Genomic DNA, 15,824 nt, shown 5'->3' on the forward strand with positions numbered 1-15,824 from the left:
ACAAGACAGCCACTGGAGGGAACGATGGGAACGATGGAGCGCATTCTTCGCCTGATGGCCGAACGCAAGGCCTCGGACGTCTATCTGTCGCCGGGGACCTCGGCCCAGATCCGCATCAACGGCGAGTGCCTGCCCATCAACTCGCAGCTGCTGCCGCCGGACGCGCCGCTGGAGCTGCTGCGCGAGATCCTGCCCGCGGCCCGCATCGAAGAGCTGCTGCGCACCGGCGAGCTCAACATGGCCACGCCGCTGCCCGGCGTGGGCAGCTTTCGCATCAGTGCCATGCGCCAGCGCGGCAGCTATTCGGCCGTGATCCGCTACGTGCTCAACGAGATTCCCGACTTCGAGGCGCTCAACCTGCCCGAGGTGCTGCGCTCGCTGATCATGGAAAAGCGCGGCCTGATCCTGATGGTGGGCGCGACCGGCGCCGGCAAGACGACCACCATGGCGTCGATGCTGGACTACCGCAACGCCCGCGCGTCCGGCCACATCCTGACCATCGAAGACCCGATCGAGTTCAACTTCCGCAGCAAGCGTTCGGTGGTGAACCAGCGCGAGATCGGCTCGGACACGGAGTCGCTGGGCACGGCGCTCAAGAACGCGCTGCGCCAGGCGCCGGACGTGATCCAGATCGGCGAAATCCGCGACCGCGAGACCATGACCGCGGCCATCGCCTATGCGCAGTCGGGCCACCTGGTGCTTGCCACGCTGCATGCCAACAACGCCTACCGCGCACTCAACCGCATCCTGAGCTTCTACCCCGTGGAAGTGCGGCCCACCTTGCTGGGCGACCTGGCCGGTGCGCTGCGCGCCATCGTCGCGCAGCGCCTGCTGCGCACGCCGCGCGGCTCGCGCATGCCGGCGGTCGAGATCATGCTGAACACCGCCCTGGTGGCCGACCTGATCGAGAAGGGCGACTTCTCGGGCGTCAAGGAGGCCATGCAGCAGTCCATGGCCGAAGGCTCGCAGACCTTCGAGGAAGCCATCGCCGAACTGATCCTCGCCGGCACGATCGAGCGCGAGGAAGGCCTGGCCCACGCCGACTCACCCACCGACCTCATGTGGCGCCTGCAGAACCACAACGCCAAACCCACGCGGCAGGACGCAGAAAGCGCCCTGCTGGCACAGACCGAAGCCCCGTCATTCACCGAAATCACGCTCGACGTGCACCACTGACCCCGGCGGCGGCGCCCGGGTCTGCCCCCCGCCTGGCGCCGCCGGCCGGCCCCGAGCGGGACGTGCGCGCGGCCACTTGAAGACCTCACCCGAATCCAGCCGTTCGCCATGTCCCAGACGCTCCAAACCCTTCGGCTCGCCGAAGAACTCATCGCCCGCCCCTCCGTCACGCCCGATGACGCGGGCTGCCAGCAGATCCTGGGCGCGCGCCTGGCACGGCTGGGCTTCGTGCTGGAAAGCATCGAAAGCGGCCCGCCCGATTTCCGCGTGACCAACCTTTGGGCGGTGCGCCGCCCGGTGCCCGCGCGCGCGAACACGCGCACACTGGTCTTCGCGGGCCATACCGACGTGGTGCCCACGGGCCCGCTGGAGCAATGGCGCAGCCCGCCCTTCGCGCCCACGCACCGCGACGGCAGGCTGTATGGGCGCGGCGCCTGCGACATGAAGACTTCGCTGGCCGCCTTCGTGGTCGCCATCGAGGAGTTCCTGGCCGCGCAGCCCGACACGCCGCTGACCCTGGCCCTGCTGCTGACCAGCGACGAGGAAGGCCCGGCCGTGGACGGCACGGTGGTCGTGTGCCAGGCGCTGGCCGCGCGCGGCGAACAGCTGGACTGGTGCATCGTCGGCGAGCCCACCTCGGTGGCCCGCTGCGGCGACATGATCAAGAACGGCCGCCGCGGCACCATGAGCGGCCGCCTCACCGTACAGGGCGTGCAGGGCCACATCGCCTACCCGCAACTGGCGAAGAACCCCGTGCACGCCTTCGCGCCCGCGCTGGCGGAGCTGGTGGCCATCAACGCGGCCGGCGGCTGGGATGCGGGCAACGCCTTCTTCCAGCCCACGAGCTGGCAGATCAGCAACTTCCACGCCGGCACGGGCGCGAGCAACGTGATTCCCGGCAGCGCGGTGATCGACTTCAACTTCCGCTTCTCCACCGAGTCCACGCCCGAATCGCTGCAGCAGCGCGTGCGCGAAGTGCTGGACCGCCATGGCGTCGACTACGAGCTGGCATGGACCATGGGCGGCCTGCCCTTCCTCACGCCTCCGGGCGAGCTGGTGGCGGCCGTGCAGGAAGCGATCCGAGACGAATGCGGCTTCGAAACCGAGCTGTCCACCAGCGGCGGCACCAGCGATGCGCGCTTCATCGCCAAGGTGTGCGCGCAGGTGGTGGAGCTGGGCCCGGTCAACGCCAGCATCCACAAGATCGACGAGCACGTGGAGGTCGAAGCCATCGAGACCTTGAAGAACACCTACCGCCGCGTGATCGAGAAGCTGGACGCGCCACTGCGCGCGGCGGCGGCTTGAGTACAGGGAAGACCGTGTCCGACGCCCTTCCCACCGTCCTGTCGCTGATCGAAGAATCGGCCCAGCGCCTGACCGAGGCGGGCGTCGCCTTCGGCCATGGCACCGCCAACGCCTTCGACGAGGCCGCCTGGCTGGTGCTGTGGCGCCTGCGCCTGCCGCTGGACGACCTGGACGGCGTGGCGCAGCGCACCGTCTCGCCCGGCAGTGCGGCGCAGGTGCGCGCGCTGATCGACGAGCGCATCGCCAGCCGCAAGCCCGCCGCCTACCTCACGCGCGAAGCCTGGCTGCAGGGCGTGCCCTTCTATGTGGACGAACGCGCCATCGTGCCGCGCAGCTTCATCGCCGAACTGCTGGCCGACGGCAGCATCGACCCCTGGCTGGGCGCACACACGCGGCATGTGCTGGACCTGTGCACCGGCAACGGCAGCCTGGCCGTGCTGGCCGCCATGGCCTGGCCCGAGGTGCAGGTGGACGCGGCCGACCTCTCGCGCGAGGCGCTGGAGGTGGCGGCCATCAACGTCACGCGGCACGGGCTCGATGCGCGCATCACGCTCAGGACCTCGGACGGCCTCAGCGCCCTGCCCGGGCCCTACGACCTGATCCTGTGCAACCCGCCCTATGTCAATGCGCAGAGCATGGCCGCCCTGCCCGACGAATACCGGGCCGAGCCGGAGATGGCCCTGTCGGGCAACATGGCCGGCGGCAGCGACGGCATGGACTTCGTGCGGCAGCTGCTGCGCGATGCGCCCTCGCGCATGCGCGAGGGCGCCGTGCTGGTGCTGGAGATCGGCCACGAGCGCGAGAATTTCGAAGCCGCCTTTCCCGCGCTCGAAGCCGTGTGGCTGGACACCAGCGCCGGCGAGGATGCCGTGCTGCTGCTCACGCGCGAAGCCCTGCTGCAGCCATGAATCCGAAGGCAGACCCGCTCCTGCTGGTGCGGCCCCTGGTGCGAAGGCGGCCCTGAACCGCCCCTGCCCTGCCGCGCCGCACGCGCCCCTGCGCGTGGGCGGCGCATCACCCTCCTTCCGTCCGCGGGGCACCGGCCCTGCGGACCCTGCTTTGCGTTTCACATGATCATCCTCAAGAACGTCATCCTCCGCCGCAGCGCCAAGGTGCTGCTCGATGGCGCGAGCGTCGTCCTCAACCCGGGCGAGAAAGTCGGCCTGGTCGGCCGCAACGGCGCCGGCAAGTCCACGCTGTTCGCGCTCTTCAACGGCACGCTGCACGAAGACGGCGGCGACTTCAGCATCCCCCGGCAGTGGCGCCTGGCCCAGGTTGCGCAGAACATGCCGGAGACCGACGAAAGCGCCACCGACTTCGTCGTCGCCGGCGACACGCGGCTGATGGAAGCCCGGGCCGCGCTTCAGGCCGCCGAGACCGCGCATGCCGCGCACCCCGACGATGCCGATGCCGGCATGGCGCTGGCGCAGGCCTACACCGACTTGCACGACGCCGGCGAGCACGACGCCGTGCCGCGCGCGCAGGCGCTGATCCTGGGCCTGGGCTTCCAGGTGCACGAGCTGGACAACCCCGTCGACAGCTTCTCGGGCGGCTGGCGCATGCGCTTGCAACTGGCACGCGCGCTGATGTGCCCGAGCGACCTGCTGCTGCTCGACGAACCCACCAACCACCTGGACCTAGACGCGCTGGTCTGGCTCGAAAGCTGGCTGCAGAAGTACGCCGGCACCATGATCGTGATCAGCCACGACCGCGAGTTCCTGGACGCCGTGACCGACGTGACGCTGCACATCGAGCACGCCAGGCTCACGCGCTACGGCGGCAACTACAGCAAGTTCGAGGAGATGCGTGCGCTGCAGATGGAGCAGCAGCAGCAGGCCTTCGCCAAGCAGCAGGAGAAGATCGCCCACCTGCAGAAGTTCATCGACCGCTTCAAGGCCAAGGCCAGCAAGGCCCGGCAGGCACAAAGCCGCGTCAAGGCGCTGGAGCGCATGGAAAAGGTGGCGCCGCTGCTGGCCGAGGCCGAGTTCAGCTTCGAATTCAAGGAGCCCGCGAACATCCCCAACCCCATGCTCACGGTGAGCGATGCCAGCTTCGGCTACCGGCAGGACGACGCGCCGCCCAAGGTGATCCTGCAGGGGGTGAACCGCTCCGTGCTGGCGGGCCAGCGCATCGGCATCCTGGGCGCCAACGGCCAGGGCAAGTCCACCTTCGTGAAGACCATCGCGCGCGAGATGGGCGCGCTGGCCGGCACCGTGACCGAAGGCAAGGGCCTGAACATCGGCTACTTCGCGCAGCAGGAGCTGGACGTGCTGCACCCCGCCAGCAGCCCGCTGGAGCACATGGTGCGCCTGGCGCGCGACCTGGGCCCGAATGCGCCGGGCCGCAGCACCGAGCAGGATCTGCGCGGCTTCCTCGGCAGCTTCAACTTCAGCGGCGACATGGTCAAGCAGCCCGTGGGCACCATGAGCGGCGGCGAGAAAGCGCGCCTGGTGCTGGCCATGATGGTGTGGCAGCGCCCCAACCTGCTGCTGCTGGACGAGCCGACCAACCACCTGGACCTGGCGACGCGCGAAGCGCTGGCCGTGGCGCTCAACGAGTTCGAAGGCACGCTCATGCTGGTCAGCCACGACCGCGCGCTGCTGCGCTCGGTGTGCGACGAGTTCTGGCTGGTGGGCCGCGGCGCGGTCAAGGACTTCGACGGCGACCTCGACGACTACCAGCGCTACCTGCTGGAGGAAGCCAAGCGCCAGCGCGAACTGGCGCGCCAGCAGGCCGGCCAGGCCGACCCGGCCGCAGCGCCATCGCTCGTGCCCGCGCCCGCAACGGCCAGCGCGCCGGCGGCAGCGCCTGCGGCGGCCCCCACGCCTGCCGACGGTGGCCGCGCCCAGCGCCAGCGCGATGCGCAGGCCCGGCAGCAACTGGCCGAGCAGAGCCGGCCGCTGCGCAAGGAGCTGGCGCAGATCGACGCGCGCCTTGCGGCGCTCGGCCAGGAGAAAACGGCACGTGAGGACGAACTGATGCAGCCGCTGCCGCCCGCGCAGATCGCCGAGGCGGGCCGGCGCCTGAAGCAGATCGACGACGAAGTCGCGCAGCTCGAAGAGCGCTGGCTCGCGCTGTCCGAGCAGCTGGAGGCCATGCAGGGTTGAGGCCCCTTGCGCGGCCCGCCGACCTTTACAGCCCGCCCGCCACCTTGAGCACGCTGCCCGTGGCGTAGGAGGCCTGCGGCGACAGCAGCCACACGATGGCCTGCGCGATCTCCTCGGCCTCGCCCGGCCGGCCCATGGGGATGCGTGCGGCCACGCGCTGCGGGCGGCCCGGCTCGCCGGCCGTGGCATGGATCTCGGTCAGCGTGGTGCCGGGCGACACGCAGTTCACGCGCACGCCCTGGGGCGCCACCTCCTTGGCCAGGCCCACGGTGAAGGCCTCCAGCGCCGCCTTCGAAGCGGCATAGTGCACGTATTCGCCCGGCGCCCCCAGCGTGGCCGCGATGGACGAGACGTTGACGATGCTGCGGTGGGCGGTGGGCGATGCCGCCGGCGTGGCGCGCCAGCGCGCAAGCACCTGCTGCGCCAGCAGCATGGCCCCGATCACGTTCACCTCGAAGACCTCGCGCAGCGTGGCTTCGCCGAGTTTCTCGAAGGCCCCCAGCGGCCCCGTGATGCCCACGTTGTTGACCAGGCCCGTGAGCGGCGGAAAGTCGGCCGGCAGGCGCTGCAGCAGCGCCGCGGCACTCGCGCCGTCGCGCACCTCGGCCTGCAGCGCATGCGCGCGGCCGCCGGCGGCCCTCACCTCGTCGACCAGCGCCTGCGCGGCCTGGGCCCGCGACTGGTAGGTGAAACACACCGCATGCCCCGCCTGCGCGGCCAGCCGCACGGTCGCGGCGCCGATGCCGCGACTGCCACCGGTGATGAGCACGGTGCCTGTCTGTTCTGCCATGAAGTCTCCTGTTCGTTGAACGCCGCCCGGGGCGGGCCGCCGAGCGCAAATTGTCGCGCGCACGACCCCGCCCCGCGGCGGCCGGCCGGCCCGCGAAGCGGCTGAGATAATCCGCGACGACCCGCGCCAGACGGGCTGCCCCCATCCCCCACGTGAAGACCATGACCACGATCCGCCAAGCCGACCTGATCGAATCGATCGCCAACGCGCTGCAGTACATCAGCTACTACCACACGCCCGACTTCATCCAGCACCTGGCGCGCGCCTACGAACGCGAGAAGAGCCCGGCGGCGCGCGACGCGATGGCCCAGATCCTGACCAACTCCAAGATGAGCGCCACCGGCCAGCGGCCCATCTGCCAGGACACCGGCATCGTCAACGTCTTCCTCAAGGTGGGCATGGACGTCAGGTGGGACGGCTTCACCATGGGCCTGGAAGACGCCGTCAACGAGGGCGTGCGCCGCGGCTACAACCACCCCGACAACACGCTGCGCGCCTCGGTCGTGGCCGACCCGCAGTTCGCCCGCAAGAACACCAAGGACAACACGCCCGCCGTGATCAACGTGCAGATCGTGCCCGGCGACAAGCTGGACGTGACGGTGGCAGCCAAGGGCGGCGGCTCGGAGAACAAGTCCAAGATGATCATGATGAACCCCAGCGACAACCTCGTGGACTGGGTTCTGAAGACCGTTCCCACCATGGGTGCTGGCTGGTGCCCGCCGGGCATGCTGGGCATCGGCATCGGCGGCACCGCCGAAAAGGCCGTGCTGCTGGCCAAGGAAAGCCTGATGGAAGACCTGGACATGTACGAGCTGCAGCAAAAGGCCGCCCGCGGCGAGAAGCTCGACCCGGTCGAGGAACTGCGCCTGGAGCTGTACGAGAAGGTCAATGCCCTGGGCATCGGCGCGCAGGGCCTGGGCGGCCTGACCACGGTGCTGGACGTCAAGATCAAGATGTATCCCACGCACGCGGCCTCCAAGCCCGTGGCCATGATCCCCAACTGCGCCGCCACGCGCCATGCCCACTTCGTGATGGACGGCTCTGGCCCCGTGTACCTGGAAGCGCCCTCGCTGGACCTGTGGCCCAGGATCGACTGGGCACCCGACTACAACAAGTCCAAGAAGGTCGACCTCAACACCCTGACCAAGGAAGAAGTGGCCAGCTGGAAGCCCGGCGACACGCTGCTCCTGAACGGCAAGATGCTCACCGGCCGCGATGCCGCGCACAAGCGCATCCAGGACATGCTGGCCAAGGGCGAGCCGCTGCCCGTGGACTTCACCAACCGGGTCATCTACTACGTGGGCCCGGTGGACCCGGTGCGCGACGAGGTCGTCGGCCCCGCCGGCCCGACCACCGCCACCCGCATGGACAAGTTCACCGACATGATGCTGTCGCAGACGGGCCTGATCGCCATGATCGGCAAGTCCGAGCGCGGCCCGGTCGCCATCGAGGCCATCAAGAAGCACAAGAGCGCCTACCTGATGGCCGTGGGCGGCGCCGCCTACCTGGTCTCCAAGGCCATCAAGGCGGCCAAGGTCGTGGGTTTCGAGGACCTGGGCATGGAAGCCATCTACGAGTTCGACGTGGTCGACATGCCCGTGACCGTGGCCGTGGATGCCGGCGGCACCAGCGCCCACATCACGGGCCCGGCCGAGTGGGGCCAGCGCATCGCCAGCGGCGAGTTCAAGGGCATCGCGCTGGCCACCGCCTGAGAAGGTGTGAACGAACCCCACATGCCCGCTCATCCCGCCCAGGTGCACGCCCTCATCGTTGCAAATGCTCGCCATAGCCCGAGCTATGGCTGCGCTTTGCGCCTCGATGGCGCACCCCTGGACGGTCTGCTCGGCCACGCGGGATTCATTCACACCTTCTGAGTTCTGCGCCGCCCTACTGAAGCTGCCCTGCACCCCGCACGCCATGCACGCCATGCTCATGCCCGCTTCCCCCCTCTCGCTCGCAGACACTGCGCCGCCCGGTAACGCCGGGCCGAAGGCGGCGCGGGGCGCCCCCATCGGTGTGTTCGACAGCGGCGTGGGCGGCCTCAGCGTGTTGCGGGCGCTGCGCGAGCTTTTGCCGCACGAAGACTTCATCTACTACGCCGACACCGCCTACGCCCCCTATGGCGAGCGCGGCGATGCCTATGTCATCGAGCGCACCCGCACCGTGACCGGGTTGCTGATCCGCGAGTACGGCATCAAGGCACTGGTGGTGGCCTGCAACACGGCGACCACCGCGGCCATCCATGTCTTGCGGGCGGACCATCCCCAACTGCCACTGGTGGGGCTGGAGCCGGGCCTGAAGCCTGCCGTGTCCGCCACGCGCACCGGCACCGTGGCCGTGCTGGCCACGCGCGGCACGCTGTGCAGCGCCAAGTACGCCGCCCTGCAGGCCATGCACGGCGGCCCCGCGCTGGTGCGCGCCGTGCCCTGCGACGGGCTGGTGCGTGCCATCGAGGGCTTCGACGAAGCGGGTGTCGCCGCGCTGTGCGCCCTCTACATGGGCCAGGCCGGCCCCTTGGGCGACGGACCGGGTCAGGCCGACACCGTGGTGCTGGGCTGCACGCACTATCCACTGGTGCAGGAACAGCTGCAGAAACACGCGCCCGCCACGCTGCGCTTCATCGACACGGGTGTGCCCGTGGCGCAGCAGACGCAGCGGCTGCTCGCAGCGGCAGGCCTGCTGCGCGACAGCAGCGCGCCGGGCTCGCTGCAATTGCTGACCAGCGGCGATGCGGCGCAACTGCAGCGCGCCACGGATCGCTGGCTGAACGGCGCCCCGGTGGCCGAGCCCGCCACGGTTGCCCCGGCCGGCGGCCGGTGATGCGTGGCGGCATGCAGCGCGGCTGCGGGCCTGCCCTGCTGCTGGCGGCTGCGGCACTGCTCGCGCTGCCTGCCCACGCCGCGTGCGAAAGCGGCTTGGCCGAACGCATGCAGGCGCAGCTGTACCCGGCGCGTACGCTGGACCATGCACTGGCCGCCTGCAAGGCCTGGCCGGCCTATGCCGGCCGCAGCATCGTCGTGCTGCCTCTGCTGCCGCCGGTCGACATGCCGCCGGGCCAGCGCACGCTGGACCTGGCGGTGCTGCTGATCCAGCGCCCCGACAACGGCAACACCGAGCGCGATGCCGTCATCGCGCGCAGCTACCAGCCGGGTGCGCTGAGCGAACGCGGCCCGGTGCTGCAGGAACTGCGCATCGACACGGCGCGCTACCTGCTCGCGCCCGGGCAGCGCGCCTTCGGCCTGCGCGCGCGCTACCGCGGCGATGACCTGGCCGCCCCCTTCGCGAACGAAACGCTGCGCCTGTATCTGCCGCAGGGGCGGCAGCTCCACGAAGTGCTGGCCGAAACCGAGATGGACCGCGACAACGGCCGCTGGGACCTGCAATGCGACGGCCAGTTCGAGCGCCTGCGTTCACTGCTCACGGTCGACGGCTCGGCGGGCCAGCGCTGGGCCGACCTTGTGCTGTCACGCACGCTGACGCCCAGCCGCGCGCGCCGGCAGCTCGACGGCCAATGCCTGGAACAGACCGGGCCGGCGCGCCACACGCCGCTGCGCCTGCGCCACGACGGCCAGCGTTACGCGGCGCCGGCGCCGCTCAAGTCACCGTTCTGAGGCCCCCGGGCCGGGTGGCCCGCCGCTGCCAGCCTGCAGGGCGGCCTGCCGCCCGCGCGCCATGTTCAGCGGCAGCAGCAACAGCAGCCCCGCGATGAACAGCACCGTGGTGCACAGGATGGCGATGCGCTGGTTGCCGCCCGTCATCCAGGTGATGGCGCCATAGGAGAGCGGACCGATGATGCTGGCCAGGCGCGTGGCAAAGGTCCAGAGTCCGAAGAACTCGGCCAGTTGCGCAGGCGGTGCGAGCACGCCCGTCATCGCGCGCCCGGCCGACTGGCTCGCGCCCATGGCCAGGCCAGCGAGGCCCGCAGCCCACCAGAAGCCTTCCTTGGTCGTCACCAGCGCGGCGATCACGCAGACCGCCACCCACACCAGCAACGAGCCGGCCAGTGCAGGCCGGTGGCCCAGCGCATCCTGCAGATAGCCGAAGGCGAAGGCGCCGCCGGCCGCCGCGAGGTTCAACACGAAGATCAGCACCATGGTCTCGCTCGGCACGAAGCCGATCACCTGCTCCGCGTAGATCGCGGCCAGCGTGATGGCCACCGCCACCCCGCCCTGATAGCAGACCGTGCAGGCCAGCAGCCACATGAAATCGCGGTGCTCGCGCGCACGGCCGAAGGTGCGGCGCAACTGCTGCCAGCTGCTCTCGGGCGCCTGAGCCTGCGGCCGGGCGCGCTCCGGCAGCAGGCCGAAGGTCACGCAGGCGGCCAGCGCATAGACCGCCGCCGTGATCAGCATCGTGACCGGCACGAAATGCGCAGCGGCCAGCCCGCGGCCTTGCGCCCACAGCACATAGGCCAGGCACGCGCCCAGGGTCAGCATGCCGCCCACATAACCCAGCGCCCAGCCCCAGCCGCTGACCTTGCCCATGCCTTCGGCGGTGGCCAGCTCGGGCAGGAAGGCGCCCGTCAGCGATTCGCCATAGGAATAGAAGGTGTTGGACAGCACGACCAGCGCCATGGCCAGCGCCACGGCAGCCGCGCCGCTGAGCTGCGGCGTGAGCGCCAGGGCCGCCGTGCCGAGCACGCAGGCGGCCGTGGTGGCCATCAGCACGCGCTTCTTCGCCCCGTGCCGGTCGGCCCAGGCGCCGATGACCGGCATGGTGAGCATCACCAGGCCATAGGAGAGGCTGAGCGCCAGGGTCCAGGCAAAAGTGGCCCAGGGCGCCGAGCGCGCGACGCCGCCGACGAAATAGGCCGCGAAGACCGCCGTGATGACGACCGTGGTGTAGCCCGAGTTGGCGAAGTCGTACATGGCCCAGCCGAAGACTTCGCGCTTGCGCACACCGGGGCGCAGCACCGCAGGGGAGGAAGAAGACACGCCATGCGCTCCAGGTTCAGACGGGAGCGAGCATAACGAAGCGCCCCGCCCGGGCCATGACAATCAGGCGCGACAGTTGCGGCGGGACAGTCTCATGCGGGCAGGCCTGGAGCACCGGCCTGGCCCAGCCGCACGGCGCCCTCGATGCCCCGGATGCCCGATGCGAGCGGCCGGGCCACCCGGCCCCAACTCAATGCAAATGGCGCGGGCGGCGCCCACCACCGTGGCCCCCCGCACCCGGACCGCCGGAACCGCCGCGCGGGGGCTTGCCGATCTCCAGCGAATTCACCAGCGCATCGAAACGGTCGCTGAAGAGGCGATCGATCTCGGCCACCACGCCGCCCAGTTCGGCACCGTCGAAATGGCGCTCCATCAGGTTGACCACGTCCTCGACCAGCAGGTCGCGCTGCACCTGCATGATGGCGGCCGGGTTGGGGCCCACGAAGAGCATCACGAAGTCGTCGCGCGATTCCTCTTCCGGATCGCCGCCCTCTTCCTCGTCGAATTCGGTGTCATAGAAGGTGACCTCGATGGCCGCACCCTGCTCGGCCAGCTCGTTCAGGCCCATGCACATCTCGTCCAGCGCCTGGCGGAAATCCTCGTCGCCGGCCACCGTCCAGCAGACCTGCAGTACGTGCTCTTTCTGCTCGAAGCGGATGCCCGGCTCTTCCTCGTAGGAACTGGCGGCACCGTCGGCCAGGGATTTGGCGCCGGCATAGACCCACAGCGGCTTGAGCGCCTCCTGGATCTGGGCGAAGGTCACATCGGCACGCAACGGCACATCACCGTGCACGTGGATCTCGAATGGAGCGTTGTAGCGAGGCATGAGCAGCTCCCTTGTACTCGTGTTGGTGGTGCCCGGAGCGGGCACCGCAGATCCAGCATCCATGCGGGTCTACGGCCCAAATTGGGGGCAAATTGCGGGGGCGCTTTGCGCTCGCACTGCCGCCGTCCGGCGTCTACTGGGCATTGTCTCACGCCCTTCTGACCCCAGAATAGCGACCTCTCCCATGTTCTGCACCCTCTACATCCTGCGCCGCGACGGCAAGAAGCTGCCCGTGGACGAGGTGCGGGCGGCCGGGATCGCGGGCTGGCTGTGGATGGGCCAGAACCCCAAGCTCCGCTTCCCAAGAACCGATGCCATCTTCCAGCCTCGGCAGGCCGGCGAGCATCCACTGATGCTCCAGTACGCGCACGTCAAGCGCATCGAGGCCGGCGGCATCATGATCTACGGCCAGGACGAGACTTCGCCTCAGAATGCCTACATCCGGCAGACATGGTGGCTCGTGCCCAGCTCTTTCGGCTCCACCCCTACACTCCCCCCATGACCTTCACCGCCTACCAGCTCAGCAAGTTCGGCCTGATCTGCCTGGCCGCCATCGCGTGGGGGCTGTGGACGGGCCTCACTGGTCGCGACTTGCAGGGGCGGCGTAAGCAGTCCGGCCAAGAAGGGCAGCGGCGCCCGGATTGACGCCAAGGCGGGGCTGGGCGGCTTCTTCGGCTGCCCGGACGAGCCCGCGCTGGACCGGCGCCGACAGCGCAGCGGCGCGTGCCAGCGGGCGAGCGGCCAGCCCGGCGAACGACAGCGGATTGCCGCCCGACGCCGCAGCGATGCCGCCCACCGCCGCCCAATCCAGGGGCGACGTGCCCGGCAGACTGCCCATGCGTTCTGGCGTCTGTACGGCCTTGGGGAAGGCCTGCGCGAACTCTGCGGCCTCGCGCAGCGTGCCGGACAGGGGCTTGCCCTTCTTGAGCGCGGCGGCGAGCTTGGCAGCATCCACGTTGCCCGTCGTAGGGTTCAGCGCCTTCTCGATGTCGTAGACCTTGGCCAGCGTCTGGCGCGCGGCGCGGTAGCCGGTCAGCAGTTCCTGCTGGCCCGTGCGCTCCAGGTTCCGGTCGATCAGGTCTTCCAGGGCGCCGGCCACTTTCATCTGCACGCTGCCGAGCGCCTTCTTCGCCGGATCCAGGCTCGCCCGGTTGGCCGAGCCGTTGAAGCGCATCTGCTTGATCGCCTCGATGGTGGACTGGGCGCCGAACTCGCCGCGGGACGACAGGCCGTCGACGAGTGCCTCCACCTCGCTGTTGCGCAACTCGGGGAAGTCCTTGGTCATGGCGCGCGCGTTGCCCGTGGCCTTCTGCAGGGCAGAGCGGAATGCGTCGTCGGCCACGAACGGGGCGGACCGGCCCAGCGCGTCATAGGCGGCATTGGCGGTCGAGCGCACGGCGGCCAAGCTCTCGGGCGTCAGGTCGGCGGCGCCGATGGCCTCGCGCGCCAGGCGGTTCGTGACCTCCTGGTTGCGCGCGCTGGCGTTCTGGGCGGTGGACAGCTTGCCGGCGGCGCCTTCCATCACGCGGTTGACCAGAGAGGGGTTTACCTGCGTGGGTGGCACGACATAGCCGGCGGCCTGGCCCGCCTGCGCTGCCTCGCGGATGCCGGTGGCCACCTCTGGCCCGCGCACCACGCTGCCCAGCCGGTTGGCCGCCAGCCCAAGCCCGCGCACCGCGCCCGGCAGTGCTGCGCCGATCAGGGCGCCCGAGCCGGCGGCTTCGCCATCCACGAGGCCCGCTGTGGCGCCGCCTGCGATGGCGCCGCCGGCCGCCCGTGTGGCCAGGCTTGCGCCCTGGGCAGTGAGCCCGCCGCTGCTGATCGCCGCGCCGAGTTGGGCGACACGAGGGGCCGCCGCCAGCGCGCCGGCGGCGCCGACACCGCCGCCGATGATGCCGGCCGCCGGCAGGGTTGCCGCCACCTGGCCGCCGATGCGCGCCACGTCCGCCGCGGTGCTGCCGTCGTAGCCGGCCTTGAAGTCGGCCGCGCCCTGCTCGTTCAGGGCCTGCACGCGCTGCCCCTCCGACGTACTGAAAGCATTGGCCAGCATCTGGGCCGGCTTGTCGATCACGTCGCGCACGCCGCGCACGAGGCCGGCGCCGATGGCGTCCATGGTGCTGGGCTGCGGCGTGGCCGGGGCCTGCACAGCGTAGCGGCTCCACGGGCCATCTGCTGCTGGCGTTGCTGCGGGCCCGGCAGCCGGAGCTGCTGCGTAGTTTTCCCATGGGCCGGCCATTACTGCTTCCTCCAGCTCGCCTGGTTCGACGGGTCGCCGCCCAGGAACACGTAGCCGCTTTCCACTGCTCCAACGGCCGGCGCGGGCCGCTGTGCATTCGAAACGGTCGAAGGCGTGTTCGTGCCCCAGGTCGCAATGTCCCGGGTATCGATACCGGCGCGCTGCAAGGCGAGGCCGAACTGATCGCGGATGCGGCCCAGGGACTCGGCGAAGGCCTTTTCGCTCATGTTGAAGTTGAGCGCACCCACTGCGGCGTTCAGCTTGTCGCCCTCAGCGTTCGACAGCGCGCCCATGCCGCGCAGCTGCTGAACCATCGGCAGGAAAGTCTGAGCCTTGAGCGTTTCCACCTCGGCGGCGAAGTCGGCCGCGCTGGTGCCGGGGATGTGCCGGAAGAAGTTGACCGTGCCGGTGGCGCCTGCACGGCCGTCGCTGCTCAGCAGCCGGTTGATGGTCCCGATGGTCTGCCGGGTCGAGTCGAAACCAGCCTGCCGGGTCTTCTCGCGCTCTGCGGCCTCCACCGATGCCGGGCTGCCAGGGATCGGTTCCACGCCGCCATTGGCCGTGCGCCGGTAGCCCGGTTGCAAACCAGCCGTGGCTGCGTCGATGGCAAGGCGCTGGCGGGCGATGTCGTTGGACTCGGCCCGCTGGCCCGCCGCGATCCGCTCTCGCGCGTTCGCCCCCTGCTCCTGCAACTGCGTGCGCTCCAGCGCGCCGGCCTGTGCCTCGGTCGCCATGCGCTCCCGCGCTCGCTGGGCCAGCGGGATGCTCGCAGCCTGGATCGCTCCATCGTCCGAGCGGAAGCCGCCACGGGGCGACCACGAGCCGCGCGCCGCCGCGGTGCGCATGGCGGCGCTGTCGTTGAAGTCGGCGTTCCGATTGGCGTAGTCCGCCGGCCCGATGACGCCCAGGCCGGGGGTGGGCCCGCCGATGCCCAGGCGTGCCTGCTCGAGGGCCATCTGCGACAGCCCGCGCGAAGCCTCGGCGCTGCGGTTCATCTGGCCGACGCGGTCGGCAGAAGTCACGCCGGCGGCGCCGACGAGGCCCAACCGGGTTCCGTCGTTGATCGTGCCGCCACCCAGCGGGGCCGGCGCGGGAGCCGCAAGAGCCTGGGCGGCGGGCGCCGGCGCGACAGGAGCCGCGGCCATTGCGGACAGGCTGGCCGGCTGGTTGTCCACGGCGCGGACCTGAGCCTGGGTCGCCAGCGGGGTGCGCGCGCGGGGCATCTGGGGGAACACGCCGAAGGCCGCACCGCCCTGCTCGGGATAGGGTTGGTCAGGCGTCACGCCCAGGCGGCGCCGGGCTTCCTCGGCGTCCACCAAGCCGCCCGTGGCATAGGCCATGCGGTTCTGCGGCTGGGGCGGGGGCGCGAACACGCTGCGGATGGTCTGGGAGCCCATGCCGATGACGCTGAGCGGGGGCGGCGGTGCAGCGGCGGGGGGCGGAGGTGGGG

At 70.4% G+C, this 15,824-nt stretch carries 12 protein-coding genes and 1 pseudogene; 8 read left to right on the top strand and 5 right to left on the bottom strand.

Annotation, left to right across the window (positions count from 1 at the left end; translation table 11 throughout):
• Positions 1-24: 24 nt before the first annotated feature.
• From LG388_RS26275 to LG388_RS26290, 4 genes are all read left to right on the top strand, one after another.
• On the top strand, positions 25-1,176 hold the full coding sequence (locus LG388_RS26275) for a PilT/PilU family type 4a pilus ATPase (RefSeq protein WP_225785485.1): 1,152 nt from the start codon (positions 25-27) through the stop codon (positions 1,174-1,176).
• A gap of 108 nt (positions 1,177-1,284) precedes the next feature.
• On the top strand, positions 1,285-2,481 hold the full coding sequence (dapE, locus tag LG388_RS26280) for a succinyl-diaminopimelate desuccinylase (RefSeq protein WP_225785486.1): 1,197 nt from the start codon (positions 1,285-1,287) through the stop codon (positions 2,479-2,481).
• A 14-nt stretch (positions 2,482-2,495) separates the two neighbouring features.
• The gene (gene prmB, locus LG388_RS26285; RefSeq protein WP_225785487.1) at positions 2,496-3,389 is read left to right on the top strand and encodes a 50S ribosomal protein L3 N(5)-glutamine methyltransferase; all 894 of its coding nucleotides are present in this window, start codon (positions 2,496-2,498) and stop codon (positions 3,387-3,389) included.
• A gap of 162 nt (positions 3,390-3,551) precedes the next feature.
• Complete coding sequence (locus LG388_RS26290) at positions 3,552-5,588, top strand: ABC-F family ATP-binding cassette domain-containing protein (RefSeq protein WP_225785488.1); 2,037 nt, start codon at positions 3,552-3,554, stop codon at positions 5,586-5,588.
• 25 nt (positions 5,589-5,613) lie between these two features.
• Here the strand turns inward: LG388_RS26290 and LG388_RS26295 are convergent, their stop codons facing one another.
• Positions 5,614-6,378, bottom strand: coding sequence for an SDR family oxidoreductase (locus LG388_RS26295; RefSeq protein WP_225785489.1), 765 nt, complete (start codon positions 6,376-6,378; stop codon positions 5,614-5,616).
• Positions 6,379-6,539: 161 nt separating this feature from the next.
• Between LG388_RS26295 and LG388_RS26300 the strand changes: the two genes are divergently transcribed.
• The 3 genes from LG388_RS26300 to LG388_RS26310 all read left to right on the top strand — a co-directional run bounded on the left by LG388_RS26300 (position 6,540) and on the right by LG388_RS26310 (position 9,989).
• A complete protein-coding gene (locus LG388_RS26300; RefSeq protein ID WP_225785490.1) occupies positions 6,540-8,090 on the top strand; it encodes a fumarate hydratase in 1,551 nt (516 codons plus the stop codon).
• 220 nt (positions 8,091-8,310) lie between these two features.
• Entirely contained in the window at positions 8,311-9,198 is an 888-nt protein-coding gene (gene murI / locus LG388_RS26305; protein WP_225785491.1) for a glutamate racemase, read from the top strand.
• Positions 9,198-9,989, top strand: coding sequence for a hypothetical protein (locus LG388_RS26310; RefSeq protein ID WP_225785492.1), 792 nt, complete (start codon positions 9,198-9,200; stop codon positions 9,987-9,989). The genes murI and LG388_RS26310 overlap by 1 nt, the downstream gene beginning before the upstream one ends.
• Here the strand turns inward: LG388_RS26310 and LG388_RS26315 are convergent.
• Both LG388_RS26315 and LG388_RS26320 read right to left on the bottom strand, forming a co-directional pair.
• On the bottom strand, positions 9,978-11,312 hold the full coding sequence (locus LG388_RS26315) for an MFS transporter (RefSeq protein ID WP_225785493.1): 1,335 nt from the start codon (positions 11,310-11,312) through the stop codon (positions 9,978-9,980). The genes LG388_RS26310 and LG388_RS26315 overlap by 12 nt on opposite strands.
• A 190-nt stretch (positions 11,313-11,502) precedes the next feature.
• Positions 11,503-12,138, bottom strand: a complete 636-nt coding sequence (locus LG388_RS26320) for a DUF6806 family protein (RefSeq protein WP_225785494.1) — start codon at positions 12,136-12,138, stop codon at positions 11,503-11,505.
• Positions 12,139-12,322: 184 nt separating this feature from the next.
• On the opposite strand from LG388_RS26320, the gene LG388_RS26325 reads away from it, so the two are divergent.
• The gene (locus LG388_RS26325; RefSeq protein WP_225785495.1) at positions 12,323-12,640 is read left to right on the top strand and encodes a hypothetical protein; all 318 of its coding nucleotides are present in this window, start codon (positions 12,323-12,325) and stop codon (positions 12,638-12,640) included.
• 75 nt (positions 12,641-12,715) lie between these two features.
• Here the strand turns inward: LG388_RS26325 and LG388_RS26330 are convergent, their stop codons facing one another.
• Together LG388_RS26330 and LG388_RS26335 are read right to left on the bottom strand one after the other, a co-directional pair.
• Positions 12,716-14,251 carry a hypothetical protein gene (locus LG388_RS26330; RefSeq protein WP_225785496.1) on the bottom strand — a complete coding sequence of 512 codons (1,536 nt, stop codon included), beginning with the start codon at positions 14,249-14,251 and terminating at the stop codon, positions 12,716-12,718.
• A 122-nt stretch (positions 14,252-14,373) separates the two neighbouring features.
• Positions 14,374-15,824, bottom strand: a pseudogene (locus tag LG388_RS26335) (hypothetical protein); the annotation flags it as partial.

The sequence above is a fragment of the Xenophilus sp. Marseille-Q4582 genome, from assembly GCF_916700565.1.
Classification (GTDB): domain Bacteria; phylum Pseudomonadota; class Gammaproteobacteria; order Burkholderiales; family Burkholderiaceae_C; genus Xenophilus.